At 59.1% G+C, this 14,580-nt stretch carries 15 protein-coding genes and 1 tRNA gene; 9 read left to right on the forward strand and 7 right to left on the reverse strand.

Annotation, left to right across the window (positions count from 1 at the left end; translation table 11 throughout):
* Positions 1 to 61: 61 nt before the first annotated feature.
* Positions 62 to 322 (reverse strand): 50S ribosomal protein L27, encoded by a 261-nt coding sequence (gene rpmA / locus ACMUOY_RS17205; RefSeq protein ID WP_413893965.1) that lies wholly within the window; start codon positions 320 to 322, stop codon positions 62 to 64.
* A 12-nt stretch (positions 323 to 334) separates the two neighbouring features.
* Positions 335 to 646 (reverse strand): 50S ribosomal protein L21, encoded by a 312-nt coding sequence (gene rplU / locus ACMUOY_RS17210; RefSeq protein WP_413893966.1) that lies wholly within the window; start codon positions 644 to 646, stop codon positions 335 to 337.
* A 202-nt stretch (positions 647 to 848) separates the two neighbouring features.
* On the opposite strand from rplU, the gene ACMUOY_RS17215 reads away from it, so the two are divergent.
* From ACMUOY_RS17215 to ACMUOY_RS17250, 8 genes are all read left to right on the forward strand, one after another.
* Positions 849 to 1,778, forward strand: a complete 930-nt coding sequence (locus ACMUOY_RS17215; protein WP_413893979.1) for a polyprenyl synthetase family protein — start codon at positions 849 to 851, stop codon at positions 1,776 to 1,778.
* Positions 1,779 to 1,802: 24 nt separating this feature from the next.
* Positions 1,803 to 1,879: transfer RNA gene (locus ACMUOY_RS17220), tRNA-Pro, on the forward strand.
* 121 nt (positions 1,880 to 2,000) lie between these two features.
* On the forward strand, positions 2,001 to 3,737 hold the full coding sequence (gene pilB / locus ACMUOY_RS17225) for a type IV-A pilus assembly ATPase PilB (protein WP_413893980.1): 1,737 nt from the start codon (positions 2,001 to 2,003) through the stop codon (positions 3,735 to 3,737).
* A gap of 24 nt (positions 3,738 to 3,761) precedes the next feature.
* Positions 3,762 to 4,982: a type II secretion system F family protein gene (locus ACMUOY_RS17230; protein WP_413893967.1), complete on the forward strand. Its 1,221-nt coding sequence runs from the start codon at positions 3,762 to 3,764 to the stop codon at positions 4,980 to 4,982.
* On the forward strand, positions 4,982 to 5,824 hold the full coding sequence (locus ACMUOY_RS17235) for a prepilin peptidase (RefSeq protein WP_413893968.1): 843 nt from the start codon (positions 4,982 to 4,984) through the stop codon (positions 5,822 to 5,824). Before ACMUOY_RS17230 ends, ACMUOY_RS17235 begins: the two co-directional genes overlap by 1 nt.
* A 7-nt stretch (positions 5,825 to 5,831) precedes the next feature.
* Entirely contained in the window at positions 5,832 to 6,458 is a 627-nt protein-coding gene (gene coaE / locus ACMUOY_RS17240; protein WP_413893969.1) for a dephospho-CoA kinase, read from the forward strand.
* Between the two features lie 4 nt (positions 6,459 to 6,462).
* Positions 6,463 to 7,218, forward strand: a complete 756-nt coding sequence (zapD, locus tag ACMUOY_RS17245; protein ID WP_413893970.1) for a cell division protein ZapD — start codon at positions 6,463 to 6,465, stop codon at positions 7,216 to 7,218.
* Positions 7,219 to 7,230: 12 nt separating this feature from the next.
* Positions 7,231 to 7,449 carry a DNA gyrase inhibitor YacG gene (locus tag ACMUOY_RS17250; RefSeq protein ID WP_413893971.1) on the forward strand — a complete coding sequence of 73 codons (219 nt, stop codon included), beginning with the start codon at positions 7,231 to 7,233 and terminating at the stop codon, positions 7,447 to 7,449.
* 57 nt (positions 7,450 to 7,506) lie between these two features.
* On the opposite strand, the gene ACMUOY_RS17255 is transcribed toward ACMUOY_RS17250, so the two are convergent.
* From ACMUOY_RS17255 to ACMUOY_RS17275, 5 genes are all read right to left on the reverse strand, one after another.
* Positions 7,507 to 7,977, reverse strand: coding sequence for an NUDIX domain-containing protein (locus ACMUOY_RS17255; RefSeq protein WP_413893972.1), 471 nt, complete (start codon positions 7,975 to 7,977; stop codon positions 7,507 to 7,509).
* Complete coding sequence (locus ACMUOY_RS17260) at positions 7,974 to 8,852, reverse strand: ATP-binding protein (protein WP_413893973.1); 879 nt, start codon at positions 8,850 to 8,852, stop codon at positions 7,974 to 7,976. Before ACMUOY_RS17260 ends, ACMUOY_RS17255 begins: the two co-directional genes overlap by 4 nt.
* Positions 8,853 to 8,856: 4 nt before the next feature.
* The gene (argJ, locus tag ACMUOY_RS17265) at positions 8,857 to 10,086 is read right to left on the reverse strand and encodes a bifunctional glutamate N-acetyltransferase/amino-acid acetyltransferase ArgJ (RefSeq protein WP_413893974.1); all 1,230 of its coding nucleotides are present in this window, start codon (positions 10,084 to 10,086) and stop codon (positions 8,857 to 8,859) included.
* Between the two features lie 93 nt (positions 10,087 to 10,179).
* On the reverse strand, positions 10,180 to 12,930 hold the full coding sequence (gene secA, locus ACMUOY_RS17270) for a preprotein translocase subunit SecA (protein WP_413893975.1): 2,751 nt from the start codon (positions 12,928 to 12,930) through the stop codon (positions 10,180 to 10,182).
* A 136-nt stretch (positions 12,931 to 13,066) separates the two neighbouring features.
* Positions 13,067 to 14,038: a M23 family metallopeptidase gene (locus ACMUOY_RS17275; RefSeq protein WP_413893976.1), complete on the reverse strand. Its 972-nt coding sequence runs from the start codon at positions 14,036 to 14,038 to the stop codon at positions 13,067 to 13,069.
* Positions 14,039 to 14,076: 38 nt separating this feature from the next.
* Here ACMUOY_RS17275 and ACMUOY_RS17280 point away from each other — a divergent pair, with 38 nt between their 5' ends.
* Positions 14,077 to 14,388 (forward strand): hypothetical protein, encoded by a 312-nt coding sequence (locus tag ACMUOY_RS17280; protein ID WP_413893977.1) that lies wholly within the window; start codon positions 14,077 to 14,079, stop codon positions 14,386 to 14,388.
* Positions 14,389 to 14,580: the final 192 nt, after the last annotated feature.

Below are 14,580 nucleotides of genomic sequence, written 5' to 3' on the forward strand. Positions count from 1 at the left end.
ACAACGCGCCAAAACAACGAAGCCCCGACAAGGCGGGGCTCCGTACTGGGCTGCGAAAGAATCAAGCAGCCGGGGTGACGCTCACCGTGTGCTTGTTCAGTGCACCCTTCGTGCCAAAGGACACGTGGCCATCCACCAGCGCAAAGAGGCTGTGATCCTTGCCCAGGCCCACATTGGTGCCGGGATGGAAGCGGGTACCGCGCTGGCGCACAATGATCGAGCCCGCGCTGATCAGTTCGCCACCGAAGGCTTTCACGCCGAGCATCTTGGGCTTCGAATCGCGCCCGTTTCGCGTTGAGCCGCCGCCTTTTTTCTGTGCCATGACCTGTTCTCCTTAAGCGGCAATCGCACCGATTTGCAGTTCGGTGAACTGCTGGCGATGGCCCTGACGTTTCTGGTAATGCTTGCGACGGCGCATCTTGAAGATGCGAACCTTGCCGTGCTTGCCGTGCGCCACAACCGTGGCTTTCACAGTCGCACCGGACACCAGGGGCGTACCCACCTTGAGTTCAGCGCCGTTGCCGACAGCCAGAACCTGGTCGATCACGATCTCCTGGCCTACGTCCGCAGCAATCTGTTCTACTTTAATTTTTTCGCCGGAAGCAACGCGATACTGCTTGCCGCCGGTTTTTATGACCGCGTACATGTAAACCTCTTGAGTGAGTTCTGCAGACGGATTTCCGCAGAGCCCAGCATTGTAGCATGGTTTGCAGCCACTAACCTGCTGTCCGGCGGTGGCCGAAGTCCCGCCCGGGCGGTCCCTATAATCCCGCAACTTTTCGGTGAATCCCACCTTGGCTGCAACATCCACTTCCACGTTCAACGCTCTGGCACTCGTCGCCGACGACATGCTCGAAGTGGACAAGGTCATCGCGCGCCGGCTGGATTCGGGCGTCCCGCTCGTCGGTGAAGTGGCCCGGTACATCATTTCCGCGGGCGGCAAACGGCTCAGACCGGTGTTGTTGTTGCTGACCTGTGGCGCCCTCGGCTACCAGGGCAGCCAGCGTTTCAACCTCGCTGCGGTCGTCGAGTTCATCCACACGGCCACACTGCTCCACGATGACGTGGTGGACGAATCCACCCTCCGGCGTGGGCGCTCGACAGCCAACGAGGCCTTCGGCAACCCCGCGAGTGTCCTGGTCGGCGATTTTTTGTACTCCCGCGCTTTCCAGATGATGGTCGAAGCCGACAACATGCGGGTGATGCAGATCCTCGCGGAGGCCACCAACATCATTGCCGAAGGCGAAGTCCTGCAACTGATGAACATGCACGACGCATCGCTGGACGAAGCCGATTACCTGCGCGTCATCCGCTCGAAAACAGCCAAATTGTTCGAAGCCAGCGCTCGACTGGGAGCGATCCTGTCGGCCAGTGGGCCGGCGTTCGAAGAAGCCTGCGCCATTTATGGGCAGGCGCTGGGCACCGCGTTCCAGGTCGTCGACGATGTGCTGGACTATGCAGGAACCGCGGCGGAAATGGGCAAGAATCTGGGCGACGACCTGCGCGAAGGCAAAGCCACCTTGCCCTTGATCATGGCCATGCAGTTGGGCACAACAAGCCAGCGCGACCTGATCCGCGAAGCGATTGAAACCGGGGCTGTGACCCAATTGTCGTTGGTGGTGAATATCGTCCGGCAGACCGGTGCGCTGGACGCCACCCACGATGCCGCGGCACAGGAAGCGCAACGGGCAATTGCTGCCGCGCGGACTCTCCCCGACAATCGATTCACCGAGGGTTTGATACAATTGGCCAGTCAGCTACTGGAACGCAGGCACTGAGTTTCTCCATCGTGTTCCAGCCATCGGGGTGTAGCTTAGCCTGGTAGAGCGCTACGTTCGGGACGTAGAGGCCGGAGGTTCGAATCCTCTCACCCCGACCACATATTCAACTTTGTTCACAGCCTCACCAGTGAACATTGCGACACTGTTTTCCGGTTTACAGTCTGAGGGCAATCGGCGAAGATTGCCCTGATGTCACTCATCGAGAAACCGTCGAACTTCATGGCTGTTGCAGAACCCCCTTCCAAAGATATATCGGCCGTCGCGCTTCCGGGCTTGGCACGCGCATTGGTTACCGCGGGAAAGCTCGGTCAGAAAGCTGCCGAAGACATTTACCGTAAGGCGCTTACCGGCAAAACCAACTTCATTTCAGAGTTGACAGGATCCGGGGCCGTATCTGCGTCCGACCTCGCCCACACCATGTCAACTGCATTTGCGGTCCCTCTGGTGGACTTGGACGCCCTCGATCGCAACCGACTTCCAAAAGGTCTGCTCGACCCCAAGACATGCCAGGATTTTCGCGTGCTCGTCCTGAGCAAGCGGGGAAACCGTCTCATCGTTGCCACAGCCGATCCTGCCGATCAGGCAGCTGCGGAGAAAATCAAGTTCGCCACCCAAATGGGTGTGGACTGGGTGATCGCCGAGTTCGACAAGCTTTCCCGGATGGTCGAACAGAGCACGACTTCCGTCAACGAAGCGATGGAAAGTTTCGTCGGCGGGGAATTTGAGTTTGACGAATCGTCGATGGACGCCTCTGCCGCCGATGCTGGCGAGGTGGACACATCAGAAGTTGACGACGCACCCATCGTCAAGTTTCTCCACAAGATGCTGCTGGATGCGTTCAATATGCGCGCTTCAGACCTGCACTTTGAACCCTATGAGTTCAACTACCGGGTACGTTTCCGGGTCGATGGCGAGTTGAGGGAAATCGCTTCCCCCCCCATCGCCATCAAGGACAAGCTGGCGTCACGCATCAAGGTGATTTCACGACTGGACATCTCCGAAAAACGGGTCCCGCAAGACGGACGCATGAAACTGAAGGTCGGACCTGACCGATCGGTCGACCTGCGCGTCAGCACGCTGCCCACCTTGTTCGGCGAGAAGATCGTGATCCGGATTCTCGACCCCAGCAGTGCCAAACTCGGGATTGACGCCTTAGGGTACGAGCCCGAAGAAAAGGCCCGCCTGCTGAAGGCGATTGAGCGTCCTTACGGCATGATTCTGGTGACGGGTCCAACCGGTTCGGGCAAAACCGTGTCGCTCTACACCTGCCTGAACTTGCTGAACAAGCCCGGGGTCAACATCGCCACGGCAGAAGACCCCTCCGAAATCAATCTGCCGGGTGTCAACCAGGTCAACGTGAATGAAAAGGCAGGGTTGACATTCGCAGCCGCGCTCAGATCGTTCCTGCGGCAGGATCCGGACATCATCATGGTAGGGGAAATCCGGGATCTCGAAACGGCGGACATTGCGATCAAGGCGGCGCAAACAGGACACCTTGTTCTGTCCACCATCCACACCAATGACGCCCCTTCTACCCTGACGCGACTACGAAACATGGGAGTTCCTCCCTTCAACATCGCGTCCAGTGTCATCCTCATCACCGCACAGCGACTGGTGCGGCGGCTTTGCGCGAACTGCAAAGCGCCCGTGGACTTGCCGCGTGAAGCGTTGATCGACGCCGGGTTCCAAGAAGAAGACATCGATGGTAGCTGGATGCCGTATCGCCCCCTCGGTTGCCCGATGTGCAACAACGGCTACCGGGGTCGGTTGGGCATCTATCAGGTGATGCCGGTGAGCGAGGAAACGCAACGCCTCATCCTCAGCGACAGCAGCGCCCTTGATATTGCGCGCCAAGCCGAACGCGAAGGCGTCCGATCATTGAGAACGTCGGGTCTGTACAAAGTCAAACTGGGCCTGACCTCGATCGAGGAAGTGCTGGCCGTCACCAACGAATAAGACAGCGGAATTGGGGAGATCAACATGGCTTCTTCAGCAGCGCCTAGAGATATTCGGGAATATCTGTTCGAGTGGGAAGGAAAGGACCGCAACGGCAAGCAGGTCCGAGGGGAGATCCGAGCCTCGGGTGAAAACCAGGTTCAGGCATCCCTGCGGCGGCAGGGTGTCTTTCCGACCAAGATCAAGAAACGCCGGATGCGCTCCGGAAAACGCATCAAGCCCAAGGATCTGGCCATCTTCACCCGTCAGCTGGCCACCATGATGAAAGCCGGCGTACCCTTGCTCCAGTCCTTCGACATCGTCGGCCGTGGCAATGCCAACGCCAGTGTGACCAAGTTGCTGAACGACATCCGCACGGACGTCGAGACCGGTACTTCGCTGAGCGCCGCGTTTCGAAAATTTCCGATGTATTTTGACAACCTGTACTGCAACCTGGTCGAAGCCGGTGAAGCAGCCGGTATTCTTGAGCAGTTGCTCGACCGCTTGGCCGTCTATATGGAGAAGACCGAGGCGATCAAGTCCAAGATCAAATCGGCCCTCATGTATCCGACGGCTGTCATCGTGGTCGCCTTCGTCGTGGTGACGATCATCATGATCTTCGTGATTCCAACCTTTAAAAGCGTCTTCACATCGTTCGGTGCCGATCTGCCCGCACCGACCTTGCTGGTCATCGCGATCAGTGAATTCTTTGTCAAGTACTGGTGGTTGATTTTCGGCACCATCGGTGGTGGTGCCTATTTCTTCTTCCAGGCCTGGAGGAGAAGCGAGAAGATGCAGATGTTCATGGACAGGCTCCTCCTCAAGGTCCCCATCTTTGGTGTACTGGTTGAAAAATCCGTGATTGCGCGCTGGACACGCACGCTCTCGACCATGTTTGCGGCAGGCGTTCCGCTTGTGGAGGCGCTTGACTCCGTCGGGGGTGCATCCGGCAACATGTTGTATGCCCAAGCGACGGAGAAGATTCAGCAGGAAGTGTCGACCGGAACCAGCCTCACAGTGGCGATGGGAAATGCCAATCTCTTTCCCACCATGGTGCTGCAGATGTGCGCCATCGGCGAGGAGTCCGGCTCCCTCGATCACATGCTCGGCAAGGCTGCCGACTTCTATGAGGCGGAAGTTGACGACATGGTGGCCGGCCTGTCGAGTCTCATGGAGCCGATCATCATCGTCTTCCTTGGAACCATCATCGGTGGCATCGTTGTCTCGATGTACCTCCCGATTTTCAAACTGGGTCAGGTCGTCTGATGGCGGAATCTGCACTCGTCGTCGCCGGTCTTGGCGGCCTGCTTGGGTTGTTGGTTGGCAGCTTCCTTAACGTGGTCATCTACCGCCTTCCCAAGATGCTCGAGCATCAATGGATGGCGGAATGCGCCGAGATGTCCGGGAAAAAGGCGGAAGAGACCTCGACATTCAATCTGGTCCGACCGCGTTCGCGCTGCCGGCAGTGCGGCCATCAGGTCTTGTGGTTCGAGAACATTCCGCTGCTCAGCTATGTGTTTCTACGGGGCAAGTGCTCCGCATGCCACTCACCTATTGGCCTGCGCTACCCGCTGGTCGAACTGGTCACGGGCGTTCTATTCTTCGGATGCTTCTGGCGCTGGGGCGCAACACCCGCGGCAGTCGCATGGTGCGGCTTCTCCGCGGCATTGCTGGCCTTGGCACTCATCGACTGGGATACCACCTTGCTGCCCGATGACATCACGCTACCGCTGTTATGGGCGGGCCTGGTCGCCTCGGCGCTTCAGTGGACCTCGGTGACGCTGGTTGCTTCACTTTGGGGTGCCGTAGCAGGTTACTTGTCCCTCTGGTTGATCTATTGGGCCTTCAAACTGGCAACCGGCAAGGAAGGCATGGGATTCGGGGACTTCAAACTGTTCGCTGCTTTGGGGGCGTGGTTTGGTTGGCAGGCACTCGTGCCCATGATTCTGATGGCGTCCGTCATCGGAGCCTTGGTCGGGATCGCCCTGAAATTCGCCAGCGGCCTGCGCGAAGGCGGCTACGTTCCCTTCGGCCCCTTTCTCGCTGGCGCCGGGCTGACCGCCATGGTGTTCGGCCCGCAATCCATTTTGCGCGTGGCAGGACTGTAGGCAACGCATGAAGGGGACCTTCCTGGTCGGCCTGACCGGCGGCATCGGCAGCGGAAAAAGCACCGTCGCCCGAATGCTGGGCGACATAGGTGCGGTGATCCTTGATGCGGATGCGATTGCCCGTCATTTGACCGATGCCGGCGGCGCCGCCATGCCGGCCATCAAAGCCGAGTTTGGGGCTGACTTCATTACCTCCGAAGGTGCACTGGATCGCAAGCGCATGCGTGATCTCGCCTTTCACGACCCCGCCGCCAAGCAACGCCTTGAGGCCATCATTCACCCCCTTGTGGGGCAGACGACCGGCGAGCAAGCCCGCCAAGCAATCGATGAAGGCCACCCCTGCGTCGTTTTCGACATTCCATTATTGGTCGAGTCCGGCCACTGGCGAACGAAACTGAACCGCATCATCGTGGTTGATTGTGATGAAGGAACCCAGATCGAGCGCGTGATGACGCGCAACGGGATGGCCCTGGATGATGTCAAGCGGATCATCGAGTCGCAGGCCGGTCGCCACGTCAGGCTTGCCGCCGCGGACATCGTGATCAGCAATCAGGATGTGTCGCTTGACTCCCTGGCCCATGAGGTCGCGCATTTGGCCGAACCATTCGGTCTATCATTGGAAAACTGGAAATAGCAGCGTGATCCTCTACGAATATCCTTTCAACGAACGCATTCGCACCTATCTGCGGCTCGAGCATCTTTTCTTGCGTCTGGACGAACTGGTGGCGCGCGAAACACCGCTGGATCACCACTACGCACTGACCACGCTTTTCGAGATCATGGACGTGGCCACCCGGGCCGACCTCAAGTCCGATGTCCTCAAGGATCTCGACAAACAAAAGCAGGTTCTGAACAGCTACCGTGGAAACCCGGCCATTTCTGAGCAAGTCCTCGACGATGTCGTGGGCCAGCTTGAACATTGCTTCACGACGCTGAGCGGACTGCCGGGCAAAGCCGGCCAGTCGCTGACCGAGAATGACTGGCTCATGAGTGTGCGTAGCCGGGCCGTCATCCCTGGAGGCACCTGCGAATTTGATTTGCCTGCCTATTTTGCATGGCAGCACAAAAGCGCCGCGACGCGCCATGGCGATCTTCTGACATGGACGGCGACGGTCAAGCCATTGGCGGAATCCATCCGGATGTTGTTGAACATGCTGCGTGATTCAGGAACTCCGCAAAAAGTGGTCGCTCCCGGAGGCCAGTTTCAGCAACCCCTGCCGCAAGGCCGCACTTTCCAGCTGCTGCGCCTGCGCATTGACCCGGATCTGGACCTGATTCCAGAAATCAGCGGCAACCGGTTGCTGGTTTCCGTTCGACTGATGCGCCTTGGCGAGGACACCCGGCTGCATCCCGACAACAGCGACACCCAGTTCGAATTGACCCTGTGTTCGTGAGGCCGTGCGCTCATGTCTGCCGTGACGCGATCCCAATCTGCCGACCGCTGGGTTCGCTGTCCGGCCTGCGGGGGCGATAGCCTTTATTCGCCGGACAATCCGTTCCGGCCTTTCTGTTGCGAACGATGCAAGAGCCTTGATTTGGGCGCCTGGGCCAATGAAAGCTTCAGGGTTCCGACAGAGATGCCGATCGACAAAACACCGCCACACGACCCGAAAAGCTCGCCGTAATCAAATAATACAAGGAAATCGGGAAATTCCCAGCTTCAAATGGTCATTTCATGCTATTTAATATGTAGCATCTTGAAATCCCTGTTCCGCGGCAAACCATTCCAGAACCGGCACGGTACCCGGCAGCACAGGTGCCACCGCAACCGGCAGATGCTGCCAGGCGAACGATTGGCCTTCGCGCATCTCCAGGAACCCACGCCAGCCGGTGACCTTGAAAAAATTCAGCCGGACCAGCGCATGCGGATAGTCGACCAACTGTTCCTTCCATCGGGTCAACTGTGTGACTTCAATGCCCAGTTCTTCGAAGAGTTCTCGACACAACGCCTGCTCCACGCTTTCACCGCCCTCCACCTTGCCACCGGGGAACTCCCAATAGCCGGAATAGACCTTGCCACCGGGACGGGAAGTCAGCAGAAAATCACCGTCGGGGCGAATCAGCACGCCGACGGCGACTTCAACCACCGGGCGATCGGGTCCGCCCAAGCGTTGGATGCCGGCATCGGCCCGCAATGGCTCGTGCCCATTCACGTTGCGACCGGGTATCTGCCCATGAAGTCCTGGGCAAACTGGTAGGCGACACGGCCACTGCGCGATCCGCGCTCCAATGCCCAGATCAACGCCAGCGGACGCGCCGCCTCGACCATGGCGGTGTTTGCCCCCAGCGACTGCAACCATTGCCCGACGATGGTCAGGTACTCGTCCTGACTGAACGGATAGAAGCTGACCCAGAGTCCGAACCGTTCAGACAAGGAGATCTTTTCCTCGATCACTTCGCCCGGATGCACTTCACCGTCATCGGTGTGTGAATAACTGAGGTTGTCCTTCATGTACTCGGGCAGAAGGTGGCGGCGGTTGCTGGTAGCGTACACGAGCAAATTGGGGGTCGGCGCAGCGATGGATCCGTCCAGAATCGATTTCAATGCCTTGTAGGCCGGCTCGCCATCTTCAAAACTCAGGTCATCACAAAAGACGATAAATCGTTCCGGCCGGTCAGCCACCACCTCGACGATGTCCGGAAGGTCGGTCAGGTCCGCCTTGTCAACCTCGATCAGACGCAGGCCCTGCGCGGCATAGGTATTCAGGATGGCCTTGATCAGGGATGACTTGCCGGTCCCGCGCGCGCCCGTCAACAGAACGTTGTTGGCCGGTTTTCCCTGAATGAACTGCAAGGTATTGCGCTCTATTTTTTCCTTCTGCGGATCGATTTCCTTCAAGTCGGCCAGCCCCAGAGTCGCCAGGTGGCGGACGGGTTCCAGGACACCGTGCCCGGAACTGCGTTTGCGGTACCGCCAAGCCACAGCCCGCGCCCAGTCAGGCGCCGCCAGCGGCTGTGGCAGCGCCGATTCGATCCGCGTCATCAGTTGTTCCGCCCGCGCGAGCAGGCGCTCAAAGGTTTCGTTCATGTCCTCAGGACCGATAGTCGGCGTTGATAGTGACGTACTCGTGGCTGAAATCGCAGGTCCAGACCGTGTCTGTCGCGGCCCCACGGCCCAGCCGGATCCTGACAGTGATCTCGTTCTGTTTCATGACCCGCTGTCCGTCCTCTTCCCGGTAAGTCGGATTGCGCCCGCCGTTCACAGCCACGTGGACATCGTCCAGGAACAGATCGATCAGGGACGGGTCCAGGTCGTCGATCCCGGCGTAGCCCACGGCAGCAAGAATTCGCCCCAGATTGGGATCGCTGGCATAGAACGCCGTCTTCACCAGCGGCGAGTGAGCGATCGCATAAGCCACCTGACGGCACTCAGCGCTGCTCCTGCCATCCTCCACGCGCACCGTGATGAACTTGGTGGCCCCCTCCCCGTCCCGGACGATGGCCTGCGCCAACTGCCGCGCAACGTCCATCATTGCGTTCTTGAGAACCAGGCCCAACCCCTGATTCAACGAGGCGAGCGGCTTGTGCGGTGCCTTGTTGGTGGCAATGACGACAAAAGAGTCATTGGTTGAAGTATCCCCGTCAATTGTGACGCGATTGAACGAACCTTCAGCCAGATCAAGGGCAAGCTGCTTCATCAGGGAGGGAGCGATGCAGGCGTCCGTGGCCAGAAAACCGAGCATGGTTGCCATGTTGGGGCGAATCATGCCGGCTCCCTTGCTCATCCCGGTGATCGTCACCGGGACGCCGTCCAGATTGATGACTTTGCTTGCAGCCTTCGGAATCGTATCCGTCGTCATGATGGCTTGCGCCGCCTGGCCCCAGTGATCCACATCCAGGTCAGCCAGAGCCGCCGGCAAGCCCGCCTCGATGCGTTCAACGGGCAAGGGTTCCATGATGACGCCGGTTGAAAATGGCAGAACCTGCTCCGGAGCGACGTCCAGATGCTTGGCCAATGAGGCACAGGTGGCCCGCGCCCGCGCCAGCCCCTCGGCACCGGTCCCCGCATTCGCGTTGCCCGTGTTGATCACCAGAGCACGGATCTGCGCAGCGGCGGCGAAATGTTCGCGGCAGACCTGTACCGGCGCCGCGCAAAACCGGTTGCGCGTGAACACGCCCGAAACGCTGGCACCATCCTCAAGCAAGATGACCGTCAGATCCTTGCGCTCCACCTTGCGAATGCCTGCTTCGGCCACGCCCAGGCGAACACCAGCTACGGGATGAAGGTCAGAAGGAGTGGGCGGGGACAGATTGACTGGCATGGTGTGACTTCCTGAAGAACTCGAATTGTCGGGAAATGGTGGTCGGGAAACACAAAACGGGCCTGGGCCCGCTTCGTTGTAAGATTCGCCGGTTCAGGCCAATCGACCGTGGCACTGCTTGTACTTCTTGCCGCTGCCACATGGGCAGGGATCGTTCCGGCCGACGCGGGGAATCTCATCACCGGTCGAGGACGCACCGGCCCCAGCAAGCGTCTGAACTTCACCAGTCTCCGTTGGCGCGGTATAGGTCACGTTGAAGATGTTCTCAGCGCGCTCTTCCATCGCGACCGCCGCTTGCTCCAGCTGTTCGCCAGATTCGATCCTGACCGTCATGAGCACTTTGGTGACATCGTTCTTGACGGCGTCTAGCAATTGGCCAAAAAGTTCAAATGCTTCCCGCTTGTATTCCTGCTTCGGCTGCTTCTGCGCATAACCGCGCAAATGAATGCCCTGACGCAGATAGTCGAGCGCACTCAGATGCTCCCGCCAGTGGGTGTCAATGCTCTGCAACAGGACCATGCGTTCGAACTGAGTGAAATTCTCACCGCCGATCTGCGCGACCTTGGCTTCAAATGCTGCGTCCGCCGCAGCAAGCACTTTCGCCAGGACCTCTTCCACCGTGATTGCCGATGCGGCCTGGATGGTCTCGCGCAACGGCACGCTGATCTGCCACTCCTCGGCCAGTACCTTTTCCAGACCCGCCGCGTCCCATTGCTCTTCAACTGATTCGATCGGAACATAAAGATGCGCCAGATCGGTGAAGCAACCTTCGCGCAACGACGCAATCTGGCCCGACAGGTCACTTGCATCAAGAATATCGTTGCGTTGCTGATAGATCACCTTGCGCTGGTCGTTCGAAACGTCGTCGTACTCCAGCAACTGTTTGCGAATATCGAAGTTGCGCGCTTCGACCTTGCGTTGCGCGCTTTCGATGCTGCGGGTGACGATGCCCGCCTCAATCGCCTCCCCATCGGGCATTTTCAGCCGCTCCATGATGGCTCGCACACGGTCGCCCGCAAAGATCCGCATCAGCGCATCGTCCAGGCTCAGGTAAAAACGTGACGACCCCGGATCCCCCTGGCGTCCCGAGCGACCCCGCAACTGGTTGTCGATTCGTCTGGATTCATGCCGCTCCGTCGCAATGATCCGCAGGCCACCCTGTCCAGTGACGAACTCATGCTCCTTCTTCCAGTTGGCACGCAGTTCCTCTACCTTGGCCGCCCGCGCGGCAGAATCAAGTCCTTCGTCGGCCTCCACGGCAGCGACAAGTTTCTCAATATTGCCGCCGAGCACGATGTCGGTGCCTCGGCCGGCCATGTTGGTTGCAATCGTGATCATCTTCGGCCGCCCAGCCTGCGCCACGATGTCGGCCTCACGCGCGTGCTGCTTTGCGTTCAGGACCTGGTGGGGGAGTTTTTCCTTGTCCAACAGGCCAGAGATCAGTTCAGAGTTCTCGATTGAGGTCGTACCCACAAGTACCGGCTGACCGCGGTCGTAGCACTCCCTGATGTCAGCGATCGCTGCGGCGTATTTTTCGCGTGCGGTCTTGTACACACGGTCCAGTTGGTCCTCGCGTCGGCTGGGACGGTTGGGCGGGATCACCACGGTTTCCAGTCCGTAGATTTCCTGGAATTCGTAGGCCTCGGTATCGGCCGTTCCCGTCATCCCAGCCAACTTGGCGTAGAGCCGGAAATAGTTCTGGAACGTGATCGACGCCATCGTCTGGTTTTCTGCCTGGATCGCCACGCCCTCCTTGGCCTCGACCGCCTGGTGCAGGCCGTCGCTCCACCGGCGACCGCTCATCAGGCGGCCGGTGAATTCGTCGACGATCACGATCTCGCCCTCCTGAACCACATAGTGCTGATCACGGTGGTACAAATGGTTGGCACGCAGCGCTGCGTACAGGTGATGCATCAGGGCTATATTGGCAGGGTCATACAGGCTGGCGCCTGGCGGAATCAGTCCGAACTCCGCAAGAATGCGCTCTGCGTTCTCATGCCCCATCTCGGTCAGAAAAACCTGGTGGGTCTTTTCGTCGAGAGTGAAATCACCTGGTGTGATGACGCCTTCGCCCGTGTGTGGATCGGCCTCGCCTTCTTGGCGTTTCAGCGATGGCACGACGCGGTTCATCGCCAGATACATGGCCGTGTGGTCCTCGGCCTGCCCGCTGATGATCAAGGGCGTTCGCGCCTCGTCGATCAGGATGGAGTCCACCTCGTCAACGATGGCGTAGTTCAGCGGCCGCTGGACCCGGTCCTGAACCTCATAGACCATGTTGTCCCGGAGGTAGTCAAAGCCGAACTCGTTGTTGGTTCCGTAGGTGATGTCCGCCTGATAGGCGGCCTGCTTTTCCTCACGGGACATGTTGGGCAAATTGACGCCCACAGAAAGTCCAAGGAAGTTGTACAGGCGCCCCATCCACTGTGCGTCCCGGTTGGCCAAGTAGTCATTGACTGTCACCACGTGAACGCCCTTTCCGGTCAGGGCATTCAGGAACACTGGGAGCGTCGCTGTGAGCGTCTTTCCTTCGCCCGTCCCCATCTCGGAGATCTTCCCGTTGTGGAGGGACATGCCCCCCAGAAGCTGCACGTCGAAATGCCGCATCTTCATGACGCGCTTCGAGCCTTCGCGGACAACCGCAAAAGCCTCGGCAAGGATCGCATCCAGGGTCTCGCCAGCCGACACACGGCCTTTGAGTTCATGGGTCTTCTCGCGCAACTGCTCATCGGTCAGAGCCTCGAACTGAGACTCCATCGCGTTGATTCGCTCCACAGTCTTGCGGTATTGCTTGAGCAGACGATCGTTGCGACTGCCGAAAATTTTGGTCAGGAAGTTGGTGGCCATGCGTGCAGGACCGACCACCAAACCTCTATGGCTGGCAGACGTCCGAAATCCCTAAGATTGGTTGGATTCAAGTAAAGGCGCCATCACCGATTGCAAGGGTCACTGCGAAATGGCAACGACGGCGCATCGGCGCATTTTACCTCTGCGGTGTCCGAGTCGGCCCGTTGGGCACCGCAGCCACTGCGACGGTTTGCGATGGCAGGTCTTGCCCTGCCTGCAGGAACTTATGGGGATCTTGCTGAACCCCCTGCACCAGCACCTCAAAGTGCAAATGTGAGCCCGTCGAACGACCCGTGGTTCCGACCTCGGCGATCTTCTGACCGCGCCGCACCAGGTCACCCTTCTTGACAAAAACCCGGGATGCGTGGGCATAACGACTGACGAGGTCGTTCCCGTGATCGATTTCGATCATGTTGCCGTAGGCTGCGTGGTACTCCTGAGTGACGACCACGCCACCGGCCGCAGAAAGGATCGGTGTGCCGGGATCAGCAGAAAAGTCCAGCCCCGTGTGCAAGGCCGACCGGCCGGTAATCGGGTCGATCCGCCACCCAAACGCTGAACCTAGGCTGACCGCAGAGACGGGTTGCTGCGTCGGAACCATGGACCGGCGAATCTTCTGATCGAACAGCCTCGACTCCATGACGGTCAGCAGGTCGGATCGCCGCCCCCCTTGCTGCTCGAGCTCGGCCAGCGTCGCCTGCAACTCTTCCAACGAAAGAGATGGCCCGGATACCAGTATGCCACCTCGCCCGAGGGGCGCTTTGATTTCAGCGGGATTCACGCCGGCCAGGCCAGAAACACGTTCGCCGAGCGATTCCAGTTGCATCATCTTGGCCTGCATTTCGCCAACCCGGCGAGCCATGGCATCCAGGTTTTCGCGCATGAACCGGTCACGCTGGTCGAACTCATCCTTGACCACCAATCTGACCAAGGAACCCACCACGGGCCAGCCCTCACGGGCGCCTTTAAGAAAAACCCAGTGATAGAGAGACGCTGCGACCAGCATGAGGCCCGTTGAAACGACAAGGCCCGTCAGCAGCAGCTTCGTTCCCGACAGGTGAACGGCCCGGCTTCTTGCCAGCCAGGCATCCGTGATAATCAAGTGCATTGATGTTCCCTCTCAAGCCCGCGTGACCGGACCCACCCATGAATCGCCGAAACCACGCTGTTTCTCTGCTACAGGCAGCCCAAGCATCACCGATGCTCGCCAACCTCGCCGAACTCGCGCGCGATTCACAGGAACGGCTCCGGACCGTTCAACCCCTTATTCCCGCCAACCTTCGGCCTTCCATCGTGGCTGGTCCGATTGAGGGCGATGCATGGTGTCTGCTGGTCAGCAACACGACCGCTGCCGCCAAACTGAGGCAACTGCTACCGTCCCTCGTTTCCACACTCAACAGCCGAGGCTGGACTGTCACCTCCATCCGGGTCAAAGTCCAAGCCCAGGGAACTCGCTGATCCTGGTATCTTGGCGCAATGGCCCCCATGGCCCGCCGTCTTCAATTGTGGACAACCGACCCGGGAAGGAACCATGAAAGAGCCACTGACAAAAACCACTCGCCCCATCCTGACCAGAATGCGCGTGGTGCGATTATCTGACTCGCACATGAGCCTGAAACCCGCATGAATCCTAGGTTTCCCAAGAATTCC

This window comes from Candidatus Skiveiella danica (genome assembly GCF_022705245.1).
Lineage (GTDB): Bacteria > Pseudomonadota > Gammaproteobacteria > Burkholderiales > Burkholderiaceae_C > Skiveiella > Skiveiella danica.